Genomic DNA, 19,436 nt, shown 5'->3' on the forward strand with positions numbered 1-19,436 from the left:
AATACCAAGGTCCACATCGTTAGCTGATTTATCGTCATTTTCATTTCACAAGAATCCCGTTCTCGTCGTGGAAAACTTTTGGTCGTCGGACGAACGGAAGTTCTTCCGTGAGGGCATGCATGAGGCGGCCTGGAAGAGTTTGGCGGATCTGCCGAAGGTCAGAGAAGATTTCCCGAATTCGGGAAACTGGGCGAAGGCGGAAATCGCCAGGGCCCAGGGTCAGCGTTTGCTTTCGCGATTACAGTTGCCCTGCATTCAGGACTACATGGAGTCCTTCCAGAATATCACCGGCCGGCATGTGGGATTTAGCTATTACTCCTACGCGGCTGGCGATTGCCTGCTGACGCATGACGATACCGATCAAGGGTATGAGATGCAGGGCGGGACGGCACCCAAGCGCCGTATCGCCCTGGTGAGCTATTTTCATGACGAGTGGAAGTCGGATTGGGGCGGGGAACTCATTATCTATGCGAATCGGAAGGCGCATGATTCCGATCAGCCGGAGCTTGAGGTGGCTCATTGTATCGAGCCTCGTCCAGGTTCGCTTGTGATGTTTACGGTTCCCCGTTTCCACCGAGTATGCCGGGTGGATCAAGTCGCGGGCGATCAGCGGCGGCTTTCAATCGCCGGATGGTTCATGACGGAACATCCGTAGGTTTCGCCACATATGAAAATTAATGGGGGCTGCCATATTCCAATGGCAGCCCCCATTTTCATGCATGAGGTGAGAGAGGATCTGTCTAGTACGGTTAGCCGACCCACTCGTCAGAGGGCCGCGCAAGTCCGGGAGGTTTTTCCGTCAGACTTTCGATCAAAGGCGCCGGTGCGTGAAGCGTTTGATTCACAAGTGAGACCAGGGTTTGGGGCTCAAACGGCTTGGGAATAAACGGGAGGGTTTCCCGGCGTATTCCATAGCCTGCCAGTTCCTGTTCGACATTGCCGGACATGAGGATGACTCGCAGACCTTTTCGTATGCGGATTGCGCGGACGGCCAGTTCGTGGCCATGTACGTGGGGGAATTGATTGGTGCTTGAAGCCAATTGAAAGCCCGGAGGAGGCAGGACCAGGTCTGTGAGCAACAGATCGATCGGCCCTTCGTGCTGCGTGCAGAGTTTGAGCGCGTCCGAACTGCCGTCGGCATGGAGGACCGTGAAGCCGGCCTCTTCCAGAATCCTCTTGCAGAGTTTCGTGAGAGCCAAGTCGTCATCGACCACCAGGATGGTCGGGGATGCGGATAGCGTCTCGATGGGTGGCTGCTCTGACATAGTGGGTTGCCCTTATCTACAGCATAGTGCTGGTCCGAACCCATGGCGAGAGAATATTCGGTTTGTACAACGCTAGCGTAGAAGGGGCCGCCAGGGTTTCTCGCGGTGCGGCTACTCTCGAGCAGATCGGGCCTTGAGCGCATCGAGCCGCTTCTTCTCCAGGCTCACATGCAGGGATTTCTCCTGCGTGACGATCACGGCGCCCGGCGCCTGGCCCTTCGCTTTCTTGACCCACTTGCGCCTGGTATAGATCACATCGCCTTTGCCGCTTTTCTTGAGATCGCTATAGAGCAGGGCCAGCGTGGCTGCGTCGCGTATCGTCTCGGGCGGTGGATCGCTTCCTTTTTCCAGCCGCACCACGACGTGAGAACCGGGGGTGCCGCGAGCATGGAACCAGAGGTCGTCGCTCTTGGCGAGGCCGAACGTCAGCTCGTCGTTCTCTCTGGCGTTTTTCCCGACATAGATCGCCAATCCGTCTGACGAGGTGAAGCGCCGGAACGGACCCTGCCGCGGTTCCTGCTTGCCTTTGGCCCCTCCAGTCCGCGAAGGAGTCCTGGTTCGCATAGTTGGGCGCGCGGTCTCGGGTGGCTGCCAGATTCCCTGTTCGATGGCGGTTAATTCTCCTTGTAGCGCCTCCAGCTCTTGTTCTCCCACCGTGATCCGCGGGTGGAGCTCTCGCTGTGCAGCCAGGTGCTTTCGATGTTTGCGGAAGTAGTCGTCCATATTGCCCTGGGGAGTTTTGGTCTGGTCCAGCGGGATCGTCAGGTTGGGGAGGGCCTCATCGAAATAATCCACCACGCTCACGTCGGTCTGGCCCCTGCGGATCGTACCCAGGTTCGCTTTGAGGAGTTCGCCGTAGCGGTCGTACGTCTTGTACTTCTCGGCTTTTGCGAGGTCTTCGTGCCAGGCCTCAATGCGGCGGCGGAGTTTCTTGATGGATTTTTTAAGTATCCCTGCCCGGGCCTGTCGCACGGTCCCGACGGCGGAGGTTGCTTCGGCTTTGCGGTAATGGGCGTCGATGGCAGCCGAGAGGGGGAATGGCGATTTTTGGGTGCCCTGGCTGAATCGGTCGAGATCGGCTGCCTGCCGATCCCCTTGAGGGAGAGCAGGTAGAGCATAGGCCTGTCCCACAAGGTTCTTCACCCCGTTCAGGTCTCGACGGATGAGGCCTGCGTCATCGAGTACGAGGAGATTCGCCGTCTTTCCTGTCAGTTCGGCGACCAGGGTGCAGGGACCTTCCTTAGCGCTCCATGCCAGTTGAACGATCCGGTCACCGGGGATCTGCTCGATTCCGTCGATGCGTGCGCCTTGGAGATGGGCACGGAGAAATTGACAGAAGGGGGGAGGCGTCGGTGGATTCTGAAAGGCTTCAGTGGAGAAGTGGAGACGGGCGCTGTCAGGGTGGCAAGAGATGAGGAGTCGATGCGTCCGTCCAGGCGCACGAATTTCCAGCACCAGCGTCCGATCGGTCGGCTGGTAAATCTTTTGAATCCACCCTCCAGCTAAGGCTGGAGCCAGCTCACTCACCACCTTGGCAATTTCTGTCGACGTCAAGGCCACGGTTCGTTTCCTGTCGCCGACCTATTCCAAGAGGGCGGCATAGAATTACATATAGGAGAGAACGTTTTCAGTCGGAGCATCGTTGGGGCCTAGGTCATTCTTGCCACAGGGGACTAAATTGTCACATGTCAGAGCGGTTAAGACCGGATGCTGTTCGTCCGCACTCTACGATTCAGCGCGAAAACTCGCAAGCCGCAGGCGCGGCAGCCGTGGCATTGCGATTGCCTCTGTAGAATGCAAGCGGGTGGGTGCAGGCCTGCTACGCTTGAATGGGGAGTACGAGGGGCATTGTGGCGGTGAGCGTGAGTTGGCCAAGGAGGGTCTCATGCAGTGCACCAGATGTGACGGTCTCATGGTGGTCGATAGCCTGATCGACATGCAGGAAAGCAGTATGCCGATGTGGATGAAAGGATGGCGCTGTGTGTCCTGCGGGAACATCGTCGATCCGCTCATTCTTCGGCATCGGATGATTCAGCAGGCGGGCGCCTCACGTTTGCTCGGAGCGGAAGTGGTCATGCCGCGGCTCCGTCACGCGCTGAAAGCGACGGGCTAACGGCGGATTCATCTCGCAGCCAGGCGCAATTAGCGCGACCATTGTTTCGTCATGTCGGTGTGTCCGCTCTGGCTCCGCCGGTATTTCATCGAGTCTGTTGTTTCCTCCCTATCTGCCGAACAAAATTCCGCCCATTCTTGCAGCGCGCTCGTTCCTCCGGTACAGTCTGGCTCCTTTACCCCGGAGCCTGTGCCCCCATGCCGTTACTTGATGTGTCCCTGCTGGTTCGCCTGCAAGCAGAATTTCGCCTGTCGATGAAGCGCCTCCTGAACGATCTGTGCCTGGATTTGGAAAATCAATATGCAGACGTGGCGAAATCGTTGGCCTTGCCGGTGGCCTACTTTCGGTTTCTTGGTCGAGCGCTTGAGCGGGATGCCTATGCGCAAGGGAAAGTCGTCGGCTGGATTGAAGCGTTGAACGATCTGGTGTATTTCATCGATTTGCTGCAACAAATTCGAGAGGAGTCCCACCCGCGTGAGTTTGCGGCGCAATTATTTACCGAGTGCCAAGAGAAGTTTTTCGAGAACAGTTATTTGGACGAGCTCTTTCCCCGTGGGCTCTCTCAGTCCTCAGGGCTTGAGCGGCGACTCGCCAAATTGTGCGCCCGCCTCACGCAGGAGCTGACACAGGAATCGCTCGGTCTCGTGCCGGGTCTTCCGATGTTGTGGTGCGCCTCTCAGAAGATTCCGTCCTGGGCCGTAGAGGTTCAGCTCGGCGACAACGTCGAACGGGCGGAACGGTTGGGCACGATGGCCATGGGGATGGATGGTACGACCTATGAAGCGCCCCCTTCGGTGAAGCGAGCCCTCAAGAAAACATCTGGCCAGGCCATGCTGTTGATTCGAGCCCAGGAGCTGTTCATCAAGATCGACCGAATGGTGACACCTCTCTGCACGATGAAAGGCCATCGTTTGGAATGGAGTTGGACGCACCGCCCTCCGGTCGTGGCCATGGAGACCCCAGCCGGGTCCATCACCGTCGGGCCGACGCTCGTCTATGGGAAAGACCGCCAGCCGAAGACGGTGGCGGCGACCTCAGCGGCTCAAGTGAAACGCATCAACCAGGCCTGGACCGTCATTCAAGCCGCCTGGCCGGAAGGGCATGAAGTCCTTGCGCTGTTAACTGATCGAATCGTGCCGCTCAAGGCCAAAGGCGTTGTGAGTTTCAGCTATCGGCATAGGCCTGGCCTGTCGTTTATCAACTGCTTCGACCGGGACAACCTCGACTTGATCGACGATGTGATCCATGAAAACAGCCATCATCACCTGAATCTCTTGTTGCGTAAATACGTCATGTTTCATGGCGATCGCAATCAACAAGTATTTTATTCCCCTTGGCGCTGCAGCCTGCGTCCGCTCAGGGGTATTCTCCATGCAACCTTCACGTTTACGATGGGCGCGATGCTCTTCGAGCGGCTCTCAACCTGGGCATCGGGGGTGGGTGGATCGACAAGATGGAAGCGGGCAGGCCTCACGCCGAAGGATCTGCTGCGAGCCAGGTTTCGCTGTCTCGAAGAAGTGGAATCGGTCCGCTACTCGATCCATGATTTGGAATATGCCAGCTGGCATCTCAAGTGGCTCACCGGCTCAGGCAAGAAGCTGGTCAAGCAGTTGGCCGAAACCATCGAGCAGGTCGAGCAGAACATCGAGCCACACAGAAAAGCCGTCCTCACCTCCAAGTTCGGCCCAGCCCTCCGCAAGCATGTAAAGGAGCTTCAACAAGCCAGGGAAACTTACGGGCCAGTGCGACTGGGGGAGGTCTAGCGGGATGCTGAAAAAGTCCGCCAGCGGCGTTCTCAGTCCTGCGTCTCCTTGCGACGTACCCTCCGGGTACGCCTCAGTCGCCCCACTCCCTGCGGCCTTGCTGGACGGCCTTTTTGAGCATCCCGCGAAAACAGTTCTCTACTATGCCACCCGTGTGGGCTAGTGAGGTTTTCGTACATCGCAATAGATTTCCTGTGCTATGGAAGCCGCGCAGGTTGTGTCTGACAGGAAACTCGGCTATTCTTAAAGGCATGCTCGGAGGCAGTAATCTTGAGTAAGCTGCGGCAGACCAAAGAAGGATTATTGATTCCCTCTTCCCTGTTGAGGGGGTTGACCGGACTCGTTTCTGTCCAGCGGCAGGGGAATGTGCTGCTCATCGAGTCTGAACGGCGACGGACGGCTCGACGCCGTGCGGCTCGCATGGTTCAGCGCCTGAGACAGGCTGCAAAAGAATCAGGGGCGCTCACACCAGCAAAGATAGCCCGCGAAGTAGCGGCGGTACGACGGAAACGTGCGGGTCATCGTTGATACCAACATCATTGTCTCCGGCCTCATTTCACCTACGGGTCCACCCGGAAAAATTGTAGACGCCTTGCTGCAAGGCTTCTTAGTACCAGTGATGAGTCCAGCCACGCTGGCTGAACTCGAAGCGGTGCTGATGCGGCCTCGTCTTCGAACGTTGTTCGAGCGTGCCGGAGTCGAGGCGACGGAGTTCTTAACTGAATTCCGAGAGCTTGCCGAAATCATTGAGCCAGACCCTACCGACATTCCTGTTCGTGATGAAAACGACCGGATCTTTCTGGCGTTGGCTGCGACGCGTCCTCCCGTGGAGTTTCTCATCACTGGCGATCGAGACTTTGAACGGAGGCACTACGCCGACGTGCCAGTGATCTCGCCAGCCCTGTTCGTCAAGACGAGCTTGCCCTAACGCGCTAGACCTATGGGCCAGTGCGGCTGGGCAATAGTAATGAGAGAGGTTCACGAGAGGCGGCGATAGAGCTCGGCGTTCTTTTCTAGTGCCCGCTTGGCCGCGGCATGGAAGACGTCATTTGGCTGGCCGATAAAGTCGCAGACGCTAAGCCTCACAATCTGCTCCACGGTCAGGCCCTCGCGTTTGCTCAACTCTTCCAGCCGCCGCATTTCTTCATCTGAGAGGGAGATCGTGAGCGTTGCCATGATCGGCACCTTTGAGTAGGATGCTGCGTCTCGTAATGCGGTCAGTATAAGTGAAAGAACTTGTGAGGGCAAACCCTTGAACCCGCCCGCCTCTATGTGAAGGAACTCCAGCAAGCTTGCCAGACTTACAGGCCGGTACGACTCAAGAAAGCCGAGTTGGTACGATAGAACGTTTCGTCGGCTAGCCTCGTTTCTTATTTCCCATTTTTTCTTCTTCTGTCAGAGATGATAGAGGCGAAGTGCACTTAAGATATGCTTTGGTCTGATCGAGACTCTCCTGTTCAGTCTTGGTCAATGGCTTGGTTTCGTCAAGAAGCAGGCATTTGGCGTGATCCGGAAATTCGCCTCGGTTGCCTTTTTCAAGCAGCCCATTGAGTGTGCGGTAATATCTGACAGCGGACTCTTTGTCGAGAATATTCATGGTTTGCTTGAACCTATAATAATATATATCTCCTAGGTCTAAGTATGTTTGTGTTTCGGTAGGACTCAGTTCTATGATCCGCTGAAGAACGGGTATGGCGTAATTGTCCCGATTCAATATGAGTAAGGTGCTCGCGTAAGTGCGAAGAATCTCAATGTGCCGGTAGATAGGCAAGTCAATACTGGAAGGACTTTGTGTTAGTAGTTTCTGTACCTGAGCGGCCTCCAATAAATTAATTGCTTCGCCATATTTAGATTCTGAGAGTGCATCCTCTGCTGCGCGATATGCCTTGGCCAATGGAGCCACTGTGTGTTTTGCAATCTTCGTAGTCGAAGAAAACCCTTTCCTGGTCGCGGTAAGTGTTTTCGTGATGGCGCTCAAAAGTAGTGTCTGGCAATCCTCTTCTTGGGCTGTGAGGATAATATCTCTATGGCCGTCCGCGTTGACGTCGGCGACTTGAATCTTATGTTGGAGTGAAGCCTTTTTTAGATTGAGAAATTTGTGTCTGTGGCATCCTCCTGATTCTCCATCCTCCTCACCTTCGTAAATAATTTTCGAGTTGAGGGTCTTTAGATTCAATAGGTGATACTCGTGCCACAAGGTTCCGTGTGTTATGGCTGAGGCACGTGTGAGCAAGTATGAGGTCCCAGATTTGTCTTTAACCATATCGATTTGACTGTGACTGCCCCTTGTCAGCTTATTTGGCTTCGTCTTGCCAGAAAGATCAACGAGATAAATCCCATTCTCGGCGCTTCGGCCTTCTGAAAAAGAGAGTAGGAGCTTGGAGGGCTTAAGTTGGCAGTTAAAAGTGATCATTGTATCAGATGGTAGACTGCCGCTCTCCGATTGTAAGGTGAGTTGTTTTACAATTTCACTAGGAAGTCCTTCAAGCTTATTGGCGCACTCTTCAGCTTGCGCTAGAAATGTCTGGCTAAGGATGAGTATCACGAGGATAGTGAACCTGCTGAAATGCCTTAATGATGTTGTTCTGGGGCAATCGTTAAGTGGGGCCTGTGAAGAAAATGGTGGCATGGTTTTTTCTCTTTCAGGATGTCCGGGAAGGTTGGATCAGAGTTATCTCCGCTTTACCACGTTTGATAAGTATGCCGCCGCATGATTGATCGGGTTGAGCTAGCGAGCTATAAGTAGGGGGGAGCGGCTGGGATGCTCTCAATTGCGCGCGTCCAACGAGGCTTCCCAGATTTCTTATTTCTCTTTATAAAGGGAGTGGCCGAGGCTGCCCTTTACTGCGCGCATCGAACGAGCACATTCTTATCGTGCGCGTTCGATGAGCAAGAAGGACACCTGGCCGCTCCCTCTCACCCTTCCTAGGCCGCGCGTTGCGCGAGCACGGAGAGCATCCCAGCCGCTCCTGCGCCTCACGGCTCGACTGTAATATCGACGAACGCCGGCACACTATCCGCCCCCTTCTTATCCGTCACCCTCAGCTTGAATCGATAAGTTCGTTTCTCCGAGACGGTTGGCGCGAGGAAGGAGGCTTCGGCGTTATCCACGTCCAGCAACGCGATCTTACTGCCGCGGATTTGGCTCCATGAATAGTAGAGGGCTTCGCCTTCCGCATCCCGGCTTTTCAACCCGCTCAGCTTCACTTTCGTTCCGGCTTTGACCGATTGGTTGGGGCCGGCATCCGCGACCGGTGGTTCATTCGGTTCCTCATTCACGGCGACGCTGACGTCGAGCGTGGCCTGCTTGCCGCGGTTCGTGACCGTGAGGGTAGCTTTTCCGTTGCCGACAATCTGCAGTAAGCCGCTTGGCAGGACCTTGATAATTGCGGAGTCGGAGGACCGGATACGCGTGCCGCTGGACAGGGTGCTGATCCGGCGGGTCACGCCGTCGGCGAAATCGGCCACCACCGGCAACTCAAATACTTTGCCCATGGAATCGACGTGACCGAAGGCGGAGGATTGCCCCGTTCGCCCGAGTTGCAAGGGTTTATCAGTTTCGAAGCCGATCGCGGTGATGTCGGCATTCGGTTCTGCCTGCAGGATAATTTCGTCGAAGACGGATCTGGTCCCTAATCGTCCGCGCGAAATTTCAGCCACGGCCAGTAAGCGCATGGGACCGATACTCTCTTTGGGGAGGAGCAGTTTCCCGCCGAAGGGGGGATCTTGATCGGCCAGTCCGACGAGCGCCACCGGCGCGATGATCGACCCCGTCGCCGTCGCGTCTTCCTGTCCTACCAGCGTGTCATCCTGTTCGCCGTACCAATAGTAGCGAACTCGAACGATGCCGGAATCTTTGCCGAGGTCTACGCGGGCAGTGACGGTGCTGCCCGATGTCAGCTTGGCTCCTTCGGCTGGCTCGAGGATCTTGAAGGCCTGGGCCGGCTGGGCTGTGAGGAGGAGGCAAGTGGTTAACAGGAGCAGAGCGAGGTTCCGATACCTCGTCTCACATTTCACGTCTAATATTTTACGCTTCACGGTCACCTCTTGAGGTGGAAGGGGACGTCGGTCAGGATGACGCGATCTTTAAAGAGCAGTGACGCTTTTAAGAGAAGGGCGCGCTGGTTGTGCAGGATGTTCTGCCACCAGCGAGCCGGGAGAATCTCCGGAATCACGACGGTGACCCAATAGTCCTGGTTTTTCTGCAGCAGCTCCTCGATATGGTCCAGTAGAGAGCGTAGGACAGAGCGATAGGGGCAGGGCAGGACCATCAGTTGCACGCCACAGCCCCATTGGGCCCATTGGATTTGTAGGCGAGCCGTGGACTCCGGGTCCACATCCACCAGCACGGCTCGAATCTCGCCGCCCCGGCTGCGTGCATAATCGACGGCTCGAATGACCGCCTGATTGACGCCACTGATGGGAATGATGACGATATTGCGCCGTGGAAGCGGTGGGCGGTGGTCACGCGTGAGCGCGATCTGTTCAGAGACGGCTTTGTAATGCGAGTGAATCGAGCGGAACATCCAGACCAGGAGGATGATGAGGAGAAAGACGATCCAGGCGCCATGTGTAAACTTGGTACTGGCAATGATGATAGTGGCAATACCGGTCGTGATGGCGCCGACCCCGTTCACGATCAGTTTCTTCCGCCAGTGAGGTCCCTTTTTGGTCAACCATCTTCGCACCATGCCGGCTTGGGAGAAGGTGAAGGAGATGAACACGCCGACAGCATAGAGCGGAATCAAGGCGTGGGTGTCGCCGTGAAAGAGGATCAGGAGGAAGCAGGCGAAGAATCCGAGGATGAAGATGCCGTTCGAGAACACCAGGCGGTCGCCGAATGTCGCCATTTGACGGGGCATGTAGCTGTCGCGTGCCAGGATCGAGGAGAGATGGGGGAAGCCTGCATAGGCGCTGTTGGCGGCAAGGATTAACAGCAGCATCGTGCCGATTTGGAGCGTGTAATAGACCGCTCCGGTCCCGAAGGTGAGGCGTGCCAGTTGAGAGATGATGGTCTCATCCGCTTTGGGCAGCACCCCATAATGGTCGGCCATGAAGCTGATGCCCAGAAAGAGGACGGCCAGAATCACGGACATATGAATCATCGTGGTGGCCGCATTTTTGGATTCCGGCCGGCGAAACGCTTTGACCCCGTTCGAAATCACTTCCATACCGGTGACGGCTGAACAGCCGGCGGCAAATGCGCGAAGGATCAAGAACAAGGTCATTTCTTCGAGTGCAACCTGGTTGTCTGGCGGGATCGACGTGCCTGGGCCGAACAGGGTCTTGGCGCTTCCGATTACCACCATCACTCCGAGGGCGCCGATGGCAAAGTAGGTGGGGACGGCGAAGAACTTTCCCGACTCCCGCACGCCGCGAAGGTTCATGACGACAATGAAGAGACTCGCGACGAGTCCCAAGGCTTCACGATGCTCGAACAGGCTCGGTAGGGCCGACGTCAGGGCCGCGACTCCCGCTGCCACGCTGACGGCCACGGTGAGGACATAGTCGATCATCAGCGCCGCTGCGGCAATCAATGCCGGGAGTTCTCCTAAGTTGTCGCGGGCGACTATGTAGGCCCCGCCGCCCTCCGGGTATTCGTAGATGATCTGGCGATAGGAAATGGTCAGGACGACGACCAAAAACAGAATCGCGAAGCTGACGGGGATAGACCAGGCGATGGCGGCGGTCCCTGCAAGGACCAGGACGAGCAATATTTCTTCCGTGGCATAGGCGACGGATGAAATGGCGTTCGAGGAAAAAATCGCCAGTGCGAGGGTTTTCGAGAGCCGTTCGTCTGCAGCCTGCGCGGTTTTGAGTGGATCGCCAACCAGCCAACGTTTCAGAAGCATAGACACAATTATCGCACAGAAGGAGCGGCCGGTGCATCGGAGAAGAAGCCCTAGTTGTCAGGCGCGAAACACCCACCAGGCATTGACGATGTTGACATGGTGCGGTGCATGCTTCCGCATGAGATGCGGCGTGTGGTCGTTTGCCTGGTGTGGTTGGGGCCACAGGGGTTGACATGCTATCTAGATTTTCAGTATCGTTCGCCCCTCACTATGAAGATGGCCAGTCCCTTGTGACGCATGGGGTGGTTGTTGTTGTTTATGAATCATTTCATTCGGGGATCAGATTATCGGTTCTAGTTTGTAGTTGTTTCACTCACCATTCAAGGAGGCCGGTCAATGTTTTTTCACAAGCTACGGGTTTCAGTACCTACCCGCATGCTCGGCGCGATGGCAGCTGTGGCCCTGCTCGGGGTCCCGCTCGCATCCGCTGAGAGTTCGCCGCAGCACGTTGCGATGAACCACCAGTTGCCCGGTTGGGCGGAAAAACTCAAAGGTCAGACGATCGTCGAAGACACCATGGAGGGAAGGAGCGCTCGTGCTCCGATGGTTGAGCAGCAGCATCAGCGGATCATGGACCATATGGCCAGCGATCCTCAGATGCAGGGCGTGAACACCGGCATGTACAACACCTCCTCCATGATGCACCAATATGGAGCGGGTGGGCAGGACATGCTCCTCGTGTCCGATCCTCGGGTGGAGCCGGTCGCGCTGACGGGCGGCGGAAAGTGCCCGGCTACGGCCCCGGTCAAGCAATACAATATCTCCACGATCAACGTCGAAATCACCCTCAACCAGTGGCTCGACTTCTATCCAGGCTACATGTACGTCTTGGACGAGAATATCGACAAGGTGCGCGCGGAAGAAGCCACGAATCGGGCAGCCCGCGACAAGGAAGGGTTCGATCCAGGCGCTGTGATTCCAGGTGTGCAGGCGCAGTGGATCCAGCCTCTCGTGTTCCGTGCCAACCAGGGTGATTGCGTCAAGATCAAGCTCTCGAACAAGCTGGAAGAGGGTGGCGGACCGGTCAGTCTGCATATCCATGGATCGAGCATGGTCGTGAGCTCCACCGGCGCGGTGGCGACGACGACCAACTCTGATTCCGTCGTCGAGGAAAAGAAGAGCGGCGAGTACGAGTGGTATATCCACCCGAACCTTCAGGAAGGTGTCCGCCAGTTCCATACCTATGCCCAGGACCGTGAGCTGACAGTGATGGGATTGTTTGGCGCGTTCGTCGTCGAACCGCGCGGATCAAGCTACCTGGAGCCGCTCGGCGCCGGGGATCTTACTCCGGCCTCCAGTGGCTGGCAGACGATCATTAAGAACGGCACCGGTCCTGACTTTCGGGAGTTTGTACTGATTTATCACGAAGTCGGCGACGAGGCCTTCCGTCCGCTCAATAAGAAGGGCGACTTCCTGCCGCAGCGGGATCCCTTGACCGATGCCTACCGTCCTGGTGGCCGTGCGATCAACTATCGCAGCGAGCCATTCGGCATCAACAACATGCATGTGCAGCATGAGTATTTCGGATTCGAAGACGAGTCGATGGGGTACAGTTCCTATACGTTCGGCGATCCCTCCCCGACGATTCCCCGTTCGTACATCGGTGATCCTGCCAAGTTCCGGCTCGTGCACGGTGGATCGGAAGTGTTCCACTCGCACCATCCCCATGGCGGCACCATTCGCTGGCCGCGCAGCCCACGGGCGATCGACGACATGAACCTCTGGGCGACCGCGATGAACGGCCCGGTGAAGTATCCAGTGATTCGTGCGAAGACGGATCGGGTCGATGTCGAAGTCATCGGGCCTTCAGAAGCCCTCGACCTCGAGACGGAGTGTGGATCGGGTCTTTGCCAACAGTTGGCCGGTGACTTCCTCTTCCATTGCCACGTCGCGCACCATTATGTGGCGGGTATGTGGGGTTATTGGCGCGTGTATAACACGATCCAGCAGGGGGATCTCCGGAACGATGTGATGCCGGATCTCCGTGAGTTGCCGGATCGTAAGGGCCGGATCAAGACTCCGATTTCGTCGGACAAGTTGGTCGGTCAGACGGTCGATTGGTTCGGAAAGCAGTTCAGGATCACCGACACGGGGAAGAGCAACTGGACCACCAACCCTGCCACCATCACGGTGAAGGATTGGGTCTCGATGCAGATGCCCACCATGGGCAAGCCTGGCCACAAGGACGATGAAAAGGGCCAGACGGTTTCCTACGATGCGACGGTGTTGGATTGGGCCTGGGACGGCAATCGTGCGATGAGCGAACGCGAGAACACGATCGATAATCCCAAGTACAAGTCCACGCATCCTGGTAAGCGGCATCCGATTATGTTCGAATCGATGACGGGCAAAGTGGCCTGGCCACACCTGACGCCGCATTTCGGTCGTCGGGTCATGTTCTCCCCGAACCATTCCGGCGCGCCCTGGTTGGAAATGATCCGCCGTGATGCGAACGGCGAGGAGAGCACCGATCAGGCAAAGCCGGGAGAGAACGGCATCTGGAGCCTCTGTCCTGAGAATGCCGGACGGAAGGATTTCAACGTTCACTTCATTAAGTTGCCGATCAAGATCGCCAAGGCCCAGGGCAAGGAGCCGGCAGTGGTCGATCCGAACGGATTGATCTATGTCCTCCATGAAGAAGAGGCCGCAGTCCGGGCCAACGACGATTTGAAGTATCCGTTGGTCGTTCGTGGCAACATCTACGATTGCGTGGATTGGACGCTGACCAGCGAGTGGGACGACGATGACTACACGAATTTCCAGTCATCGAAGATCAATACCCATTGGCATTTCCTCCAGTTTGACAACCAAGCGTCTGACGGTGTGATCACCGGCTTCTCCTATGAGCAGTCGGTCCGCCCGTTCACGATGTTGAAGAAGGACAATAAGAAGGGGTTGCCTGCTCCGATGAACACGGTGCTGACTGCGCCGGCGAAGAAGGGAGCCGCCTCGCTCTCGGTGAAGAATGCAGGTCAATACCATGTCGGCACGCTGATTCTTGTCGGTGCCGATAACGTGAAGGGGAACGAAATCTCCCGTATCAAGGCGATCAACGGTAAGACGATCACCTTGGCGAAGGGATTGAAGAACGATCACCCGGCGAACGACATCATCACGGTGGAGTTCGTCCGTCAGCGGTTCTGGGTCGATGCGGATGTGGGAACCGTGTTCTGGCACGACCATGCATTCGGTGCGACCACATGGCCGCACGGTGGATTCGGCACCTTCATCGCTGAACCGGTTGGATCGACCTATCATGATGCGAAGACCGGGAAGATGATCCGGAGCGGTCCGATCGCGGACATTCGCACCGTCGAGCCAGTGGGTCACGGGGTGAACAACAGCTTCCGTGAGTTGATGGTGCAAGTGCACGATACCGTGCCGCATACCGTCAACATCGTCACAGCGGGCAATCCGCCAGGGCAGCCGATCGAAGTGGCGCTCGAAGCGGGGAAGACGATTTCCTTCATGATGCCTGAGAAGATCTATATGACGCCGATGCCCTTCTTGAACGGTGGAACGCACACCACGGGAAGCGGCTTGAACTTCCGGGCGGCGCCGATCGCTCAGCGCTTGGCCACCAACCCGGATGTTTCGCAGGCGTTCAACAGCCAGGTCCATGGCGATCCGTACACGCCGCTCCTCAGGGCGTACGTCGGAGATACGATGGTATTCCGGCTGTTGCATACGTTGATGAATGAGACGATGACCTGGACCATTTCCGGTCATACCTTCTTGAGTGAACGGTATGCCGGCGATGCGAACCGAAAGAATTCGATGCACATCGGAATTGCGGAACGCTACGATCTCGTAGTGCCGCAGGCCGGTGGACCACGGTTGCAAGCGGGTGACTACATCCACTTCAACGGACGGTCGTCGAAGTTCTCCGAAGGCGGTTGGGGCATTATCCGTGTCTACGACAAAGAGCAGGCCGACTTGAAGAAGTTGCCGTCAGGGTTCTCCACCAAGGGAGAGATTCCCAAGGCCATGCCGGTCTGTCCGGCTGATGCGCCGGTGAAGAGTTTCAACGTCGTGGCCATGGACTATCCGGCGATGAAGTTCAATGCGAAGGCGCCTGAATCCATCGAAGTGGACTTCGAGCGGAAGATCCAGATTAGCAACCCCGAGGCGAAGATTTTCGCGCTCGAGGAAGATATCGCCAAGGTGGCGAGCGGTATGCAGCCTATGCCGCTCACGCTTCGTGTGAACGTCGGCGATTGTGTGAAAGTCAATCTGAAGAACAAGATGAAGGACAGCAAGGCCTCCTTCTCGGCGATCGGATTGGCCTTCGATCCGAAGGATTCCATGGGCGCCAACATCGGCAACAACGCGGGCGATCAGACGATCGCTCCTGGCGCCGAGCGGACCTATACCTACTACGCGGATCCGTTTACCGGTGAAACCACATCGTTGGTGTGGGATTGGGGTAACGTGATGGTCAACCCGCGCAACGGGTTGTTCGGAGCGGTGGTCGTTGGACCGAAGGGATCCAAGTATCGGGATCCGAGGACCGGCGCCGATCTTAGCACCAAGAACTCCTGGGCTGCCGACGTGATCATCGATCGCTCGGTGCCGGGGAATGAAATGCGTCCGAACTATCGTGACGTGGCGTTGTTCTTCCAAGACGAAGATAACATTATCGGCACCAGCTTCATGCCGTATGTGCAGAACGTCGCTGGTCTGACCGGCGTCAACTACCGGTCCGAGCCGTATAAGTATCGTGAGGAGCAGGGTTGCTCGCTGGGTAAGATGTTCCAGCCTTGCAAGGCCGACAAGCCTGAAGATCCAGCCACGCCGCTCATTGAAGCGCATGCGGGAGATCCCGTGCGCATCCATGTGATCGGGGCGAACAATGAGCAGAACGGCATGTTCAGCGTCGAGAAGCACGAGTGGCCGATTGAGCCATTTATGCGCGGCGCGGATGTGATCAGCGTAGTCGAGTTCTCCGGTTCGGAGATCCTCGATGCGTTCCTGCCATCTGCCGGTGGTCCGTACCGCCTGCCGGGTGACTATGTGTACAGCAACCAGCGGTTGCCGTACTCCCAGTCCGGCCAATGGGGCTATGTGCGTGTGTTGCCGTCCGGCGATACTCGCTTGCTGCCCTTGCACGGAGCTGGCGCAGGAATGAAGAGCGCATCGGTTGAGAAACCGGTGCAGGTCATTCCGGTCGCAGCGAAGTAAGACCGTTCCTCCTGCTGATCGCAGGATGTGACGACTCATAGAGAGGGGGGAGGCCTAAGGCCTCCCCCCTTTTGCTTTAGAGCATCCCTTTGGTACGATGCCGGCCACTATGACGTTAACTGAACTTCTTCGAGAGACAACCGTGACGTTCGTACTCATGACCCTCATGCTCGTCGCAAGTGTGCCCATGCTGAGGCCTGCAGCGGCGTACGATGTGGTTGATGTCCAGCATGGAGGGACGATTCACGGCACGATCGGGCTCGATGGCCCATTGCCGGAGCCGAAAGGCTTTAACCTGATCACGTTTCCAGATCCTGTCTATTGTGGCCGTATCTCGAACGGCTCAGGGTGGAGGCTGCTCCACGACTTTGTCGTGAGCCCTCAAGGGGGACTGCAAGACGCCATCGTCTTGCTCGAAGGGGTTCAAGCCGGGAAGCCGTTTGAAACCTCCGTGCCCTTGATCGAAGCGCGTGATTGCAAGTTCCAACCCTTCATGACGATTGTGCGAAACGGGCATGCCGTCGAAGTGATCAACATGGATCCCGTGATGCACGACATTCAAGGTTATGAAACGTCGATCGAGTCAGGCGCGCGTACGTTGTTCAATACGCCGCTAGTGATGAATCAGCAGCATCACCGTGGCGACATCCATGCGACCCACAATCATGCACCGGGAAAGTCTCTGGTTGGTCCGGTGTATCTGAATAAAGGGCGTCGGACGTTCTACATGCAGTGCGGCTTCCATGCCTACATGGAAAGTTGGGCGATGGCGGTCAATAACCCCTACTATGCGTTGACCGACTCGTCCGGAAAGTTTTCGATTGAGCATATTCCTCCGGGCACCTATCAGTTGGTCGTATGGCATCCGCAGACCGGCCCTGGTGTCACCAAGACGGTCACGATCCACACTGACGGTGTATTGGTCGAACGTCTTTCTCTCCTCGCTCCAAAGGGGAATCGCTCCGCGTTCAAAGTGATAGACAATCCCCGTTTCGGCCCAGACACGCTGGGGTATTCCGTCGACATCCAGCCACTCGTCGAGCATCAGCACTAACAAGATGCTGAAACAGTCCGCCAGCATCGTTCTCGACTCGGCGGTCTCCTCAACAGAGACCCGATGGTACACCTCCGGTTTCGATTCGCCTGCGGCCTTGCTGGACAGACCTTTTAAGCATCCTGTGAGAGTTAGGCTAAGGGATAAGCCTTGGAGGTGGGGACTGTGCCTCTTGCTGGCTTTCTGTCTGGGGCAGGCGAGCTTGCCTTGTCATGTCTTGGCAGATGATGCGGCTACTCCATTGGTGGAGTTCTCCGGTTTATTGGTCAAGAAGATCAAGGGGAAGCAATTTCAGGCGCAAGTGTTTGCGAAGGGCGACCGGTTGCGGCTGGAGTACAAGTATGCGATTCGAACCGAACGTGGGTATGCGGCGATCGAAATCATCCGGCTGGATAAATCTGAGACCTGGTATCTGCTGGCCCAACAGAAGGAATTTCTGGTGACAGGGCTGGACCCTGAAGATCTGCTTCCGGTCAGTCAGGCTTTACCGGGGGAGCAGGAGCGAATGCTGGTCGGTGACGCGACGGCCGCCGGGCGCACCGCGAAGCTGTTCGAAGTTCAAACCGACCATCATGGCCGAGTTGAGCGGTTCTACGAATGGGTCGATGTAGAAACAGGCGTGGTCTTGAAGCTCGTCAGTCGGGATCGGGAATGGTCGTTTGAGTATGAACGGTTTAGACTGTCCCCTCAACCGGCCTATTATTTTGACGAGCCACAGGGATATAAAAAGCGCATGGCGGCTACTGCGCCGCAAGGACGGGGGTAACGAGACGATGGGGGAATGGAATGGGAGCAGGCGGTCGGGTCATTGGTATCTGTTCACCGCGGCGATGGTTGCCTGGTTGACGCTGTGGAGTGGCGTCGAGCAATCGATGTCGGCGGCCGGAACGTCATCGGTGCCCAAGGAAGCGCAAGAGGCCTACGACAAGAAACAGTATGGACAGGTGATTGATCTGTTGGCCAAGTTGGAGAAGGAGCAGGCGCTCAGTTCGGACGTCCGCCGGCTGAGGATTCACTCCTTTCTTAAACTGGCGAATCCCAAGGACGCGCTCGGTGAGTACGACAAGTTGGAGCTCGCGCTCAAGCACGATGAGATCCCTCTTCTCCGAGAGGTGGCGCTGGGGTTCATCGTGGTGATGGTCAAAGACATGCGCGATCAGATGCGCGGGGCTGCATATACCGCACTGAAAGAGGTGGATTCTGACGAGGTCGTCCCGTATTTTGAAGATGGGCTCAGCGACGGTTCTGGACCGGTCAGGGTTCTTGCCGTCGAGGGGCTTGGGCGATCCGAGGCCGGCAGGAAATCGACGAAATTGCGCGCGGCGATCGAGGATCAAGCAGGATTGGTGAAGGCGCGCGTGGTGAAAATACTCGGTCGAACGGGAGATCCAGGCGTCATGCCGCTCGTCGAATCGGCGACCAAGGATGAGCTCAGCACGGTTCGTATTGCAGCCTATGCGGCCTTGATCAGGCTCGGCAAGAAAGAAGCCTGGACTCAATTGCATCAGGCCGCAGAGTCGCTGAATCCTGAGGATCGAGCTGACGCGATTCGCACGATCGCCGACTTGAACGACCAGCGCGGCGTCCCGATCATGATCGAGTCGTTGACGTATAAACAGCCCTCCGTTCGCGGTGCGGCGGCCAGGGGGCTTGGGCATCTCGGACGAAAAGAGGTGCGGGGGAAGATTGAACTGCTTCTGAAGGACCCTATCCCGGGCGTGCGCGAATCGGCGGTGGGGGGATTGGCGGATCTGGGAGGGACTGAATCAGTGCCGGCACTCACGCAGGCGCTCGGTGACGGCAGCTTTACCGTTCGTGCCTCAGCGATTGCCGGGTTGCTCCAACTCGGCCAGCCCTATTCGACCGTGGCACCTACCGTACTATCGATGGCCCAACAGAACGATACGGCTATGCGCGCTTCTGCGGCCTATGCCCTTGGGAAAGCGACCAAGGCCAATGCTCCAGGGGCGATCGCGCTGTTAACCAGTTTGACGGCTGATCCGCTTCCCGGTCCGAAGATTGTGGCGCTTCGATCGCTCGGGCATGTGGGGGACCGAGAGCTGGTTCCCCTCATGAAAGAATTACTGCATGACACAAACGATGCCGTGCGAGCCACTGCGGCGGGAGCACTGCTACACCTCCTGCAACAAAAGAAATAGGCATCTGTCTTGCCCTCTTGCTTAAGATTGACAGGGTGGGGTAGAGTTT

Annotated in this window: 15 protein-coding genes; 9 read left to right on the forward strand and 6 right to left on the reverse strand. The window is 56.8% G+C overall.

Annotated elements, in window-relative coordinates; all coding sequences use genetic code 11:
* The first annotated feature begins 67 nt into the window (after nucleotides 1-67).
* Nucleotides 68-655 (forward strand): 2OG-Fe(II) oxygenase family protein, encoded by a 588-nt coding sequence (locus Q8N00_06470; protein MDP2382429.1) that lies wholly within the window; start codon nucleotides 68-70, stop codon nucleotides 653-655.
* A gap of 94 nt (nucleotides 656-749) precedes the next feature.
* Here the strand turns inward: Q8N00_06470 and Q8N00_06475 are convergent, their stop codons facing one another.
* Together Q8N00_06475 and Q8N00_06480 are read right to left on the reverse strand one after the other, a co-directional pair.
* Nucleotides 750-1,265: a response regulator gene (locus Q8N00_06475; protein ID MDP2382430.1), complete on the reverse strand. Its 516-nt coding sequence runs from the start codon at nucleotides 1,263-1,265 to the stop codon at nucleotides 750-752.
* A gap of 111 nt (nucleotides 1,266-1,376) precedes the next feature.
* Entirely contained in the window at nucleotides 1,377-2,825 is a 1,449-nt protein-coding gene (locus tag Q8N00_06480; GenBank protein MDP2382431.1) for an NFACT family protein, read from the reverse strand.
* Nucleotides 2,826-3,150: 325 nt separating this feature from the next.
* On the opposite strand from Q8N00_06480, the gene Q8N00_06485 reads away from it, so the two are divergent.
* From Q8N00_06485 to Q8N00_06500, 4 genes are all read left to right on the forward strand, one after another.
* The gene (locus tag Q8N00_06485; GenBank protein ID MDP2382432.1) at nucleotides 3,151-3,378 is read left to right on the forward strand and encodes a hypothetical protein; all 228 of its coding nucleotides are present in this window, start codon (nucleotides 3,151-3,153) and stop codon (nucleotides 3,376-3,378) included.
* 197 nt (nucleotides 3,379-3,575) lie between these two features.
* Nucleotides 3,576-5,141: an HEXXH motif-containing putative peptide modification protein gene (locus Q8N00_06490; GenBank protein ID MDP2382433.1), complete on the forward strand. Its 1,566-nt coding sequence runs from the start codon at nucleotides 3,576-3,578 to the stop codon at nucleotides 5,139-5,141.
* A 270-nt stretch (nucleotides 5,142-5,411) separates the two neighbouring features.
* On the forward strand, nucleotides 5,412-5,669 hold the full coding sequence (locus tag Q8N00_06495) for a hypothetical protein (GenBank protein MDP2382434.1): 258 nt from the start codon (nucleotides 5,412-5,414) through the stop codon (nucleotides 5,667-5,669).
* Complete coding sequence (locus Q8N00_06500) at nucleotides 5,653-6,069, forward strand: putative toxin-antitoxin system toxin component, PIN family (GenBank protein MDP2382435.1); 417 nt, start codon at nucleotides 5,653-5,655, stop codon at nucleotides 6,067-6,069. Before Q8N00_06495 ends, Q8N00_06500 begins: the two co-directional genes overlap by 17 nt.
* A gap of 50 nt (nucleotides 6,070-6,119) precedes the next feature.
* On the opposite strand, the gene Q8N00_06505 is transcribed toward Q8N00_06500, so the two are convergent.
* From Q8N00_06505 to Q8N00_06520, 4 genes are all read right to left on the reverse strand, one after another.
* On the reverse strand, nucleotides 6,120-6,317 hold the full coding sequence (locus Q8N00_06505; protein ID MDP2382436.1) for a ribbon-helix-helix protein, CopG family: 198 nt from the start codon (nucleotides 6,315-6,317) through the stop codon (nucleotides 6,120-6,122).
* A 181-nt stretch (nucleotides 6,318-6,498) separates the two neighbouring features.
* Nucleotides 6,499-7,770, reverse strand: coding sequence for a hypothetical protein (locus tag Q8N00_06510; GenBank protein ID MDP2382437.1), 1,272 nt, complete (start codon nucleotides 7,768-7,770; stop codon nucleotides 6,499-6,501).
* Between the two features lie 347 nt (nucleotides 7,771-8,117).
* A complete protein-coding gene (locus tag Q8N00_06515) occupies nucleotides 8,118-9,179 on the reverse strand; it encodes a PKD domain-containing protein (protein MDP2382438.1) in 1,062 nt (353 codons plus the stop codon).
* A gap of 2 nt (nucleotides 9,180-9,181) precedes the next feature.
* A complete protein-coding gene (locus tag Q8N00_06520; protein ID MDP2382439.1) occupies nucleotides 9,182-10,993 on the reverse strand; it encodes an APC family permease in 1,812 nt (603 codons plus the stop codon).
* A 336-nt stretch (nucleotides 10,994-11,329) separates the two neighbouring features.
* On the opposite strand from Q8N00_06520, the gene Q8N00_06525 reads away from it, so the two are divergent.
* The 4 genes from Q8N00_06525 (at nucleotide 11,330) to Q8N00_06540 (ending at nucleotide 19,387) form a co-directional block, all read left to right on the forward strand.
* Nucleotides 11,330-16,174 carry a multicopper oxidase domain-containing protein gene (locus tag Q8N00_06525; protein MDP2382440.1) on the forward strand — a complete coding sequence of 1,615 codons (4,845 nt, stop codon included), beginning with the start codon at nucleotides 11,330-11,332 and terminating at the stop codon, nucleotides 16,172-16,174.
* Between the two features lie 109 nt (nucleotides 16,175-16,283).
* Entirely contained in the window at nucleotides 16,284-17,228 is a 945-nt protein-coding gene (locus tag Q8N00_06530) for a carboxypeptidase regulatory-like domain-containing protein (protein ID MDP2382441.1), read from the forward strand.
* Between the two features lie 202 nt (nucleotides 17,229-17,430).
* Nucleotides 17,431-17,994, forward strand: a complete 564-nt coding sequence (locus Q8N00_06535; GenBank protein MDP2382442.1) for a hypothetical protein — start codon at nucleotides 17,431-17,433, stop codon at nucleotides 17,992-17,994.
* 7 nt (nucleotides 17,995-18,001) lie between these two features.
* Nucleotides 18,002-19,387, forward strand: a complete 1,386-nt coding sequence (locus Q8N00_06540; GenBank protein ID MDP2382443.1) for a HEAT repeat domain-containing protein — start codon at nucleotides 18,002-18,004, stop codon at nucleotides 19,385-19,387.
* The last annotated feature ends 49 nt before the right edge of the window (nucleotides 19,388-19,436 follow it).

The organism is Nitrospirota bacterium (assembly GCA_030684575.1).
GTDB lineage: Bacteria > Nitrospirota > Nitrospiria > Nitrospirales > Nitrospiraceae > Palsa-1315.

Coding starts and splice junctions, on each gene's coding strand:
- Q8N00_06475 (MDP2382430.1), bottom strand. CDS start 1,265: ATGTCAGAGCAGCCACCCATCGAGACGCTATCCGCATCCCCGACCATC.
- Q8N00_06485 (MDP2382432.1), top strand. CDS start 3,151: ATGCAGTGCACCAGATGTGACGGTCTCATGGTGGTCGATAGCCTGATC.
- Q8N00_06490 (MDP2382433.1), top strand. CDS start 3,576: ATGCCGTTACTTGATGTGTCCCTGCTGGTTCGCCTGCAAGCAGAATTT.
- Q8N00_06505 (MDP2382436.1), bottom strand. CDS start 6,317: ATGGCAACGCTCACGATCTCCCTCTCAGATGAAGAAATGCGGCGGCTG.
- Q8N00_06510 (MDP2382437.1), bottom strand. CDS start 7,770: ATGCCACCATTTTCTTCACAGGCCCCACTTAACGATTGCCCCAGAACA.
- Q8N00_06520 (MDP2382439.1), bottom strand. CDS start 10,993: ATGCTTCTGAAACGTTGGCTGGTTGGCGATCCACTCAAAACCGCGCAG.
- Q8N00_06525 (MDP2382440.1), top strand. CDS start 11,330: ATGTTTTTTCACAAGCTACGGGTTTCAGTACCTACCCGCATGCTCGGC.
- Q8N00_06530 (MDP2382441.1), top strand. CDS start 16,284: ATGACGTTAACTGAACTTCTTCGAGAGACAACCGTGACGTTCGTACTC.
- Q8N00_06540 (MDP2382443.1), top strand. CDS start 18,002: ATGGGGGAATGGAATGGGAGCAGGCGGTCGGGTCATTGGTATCTGTTC.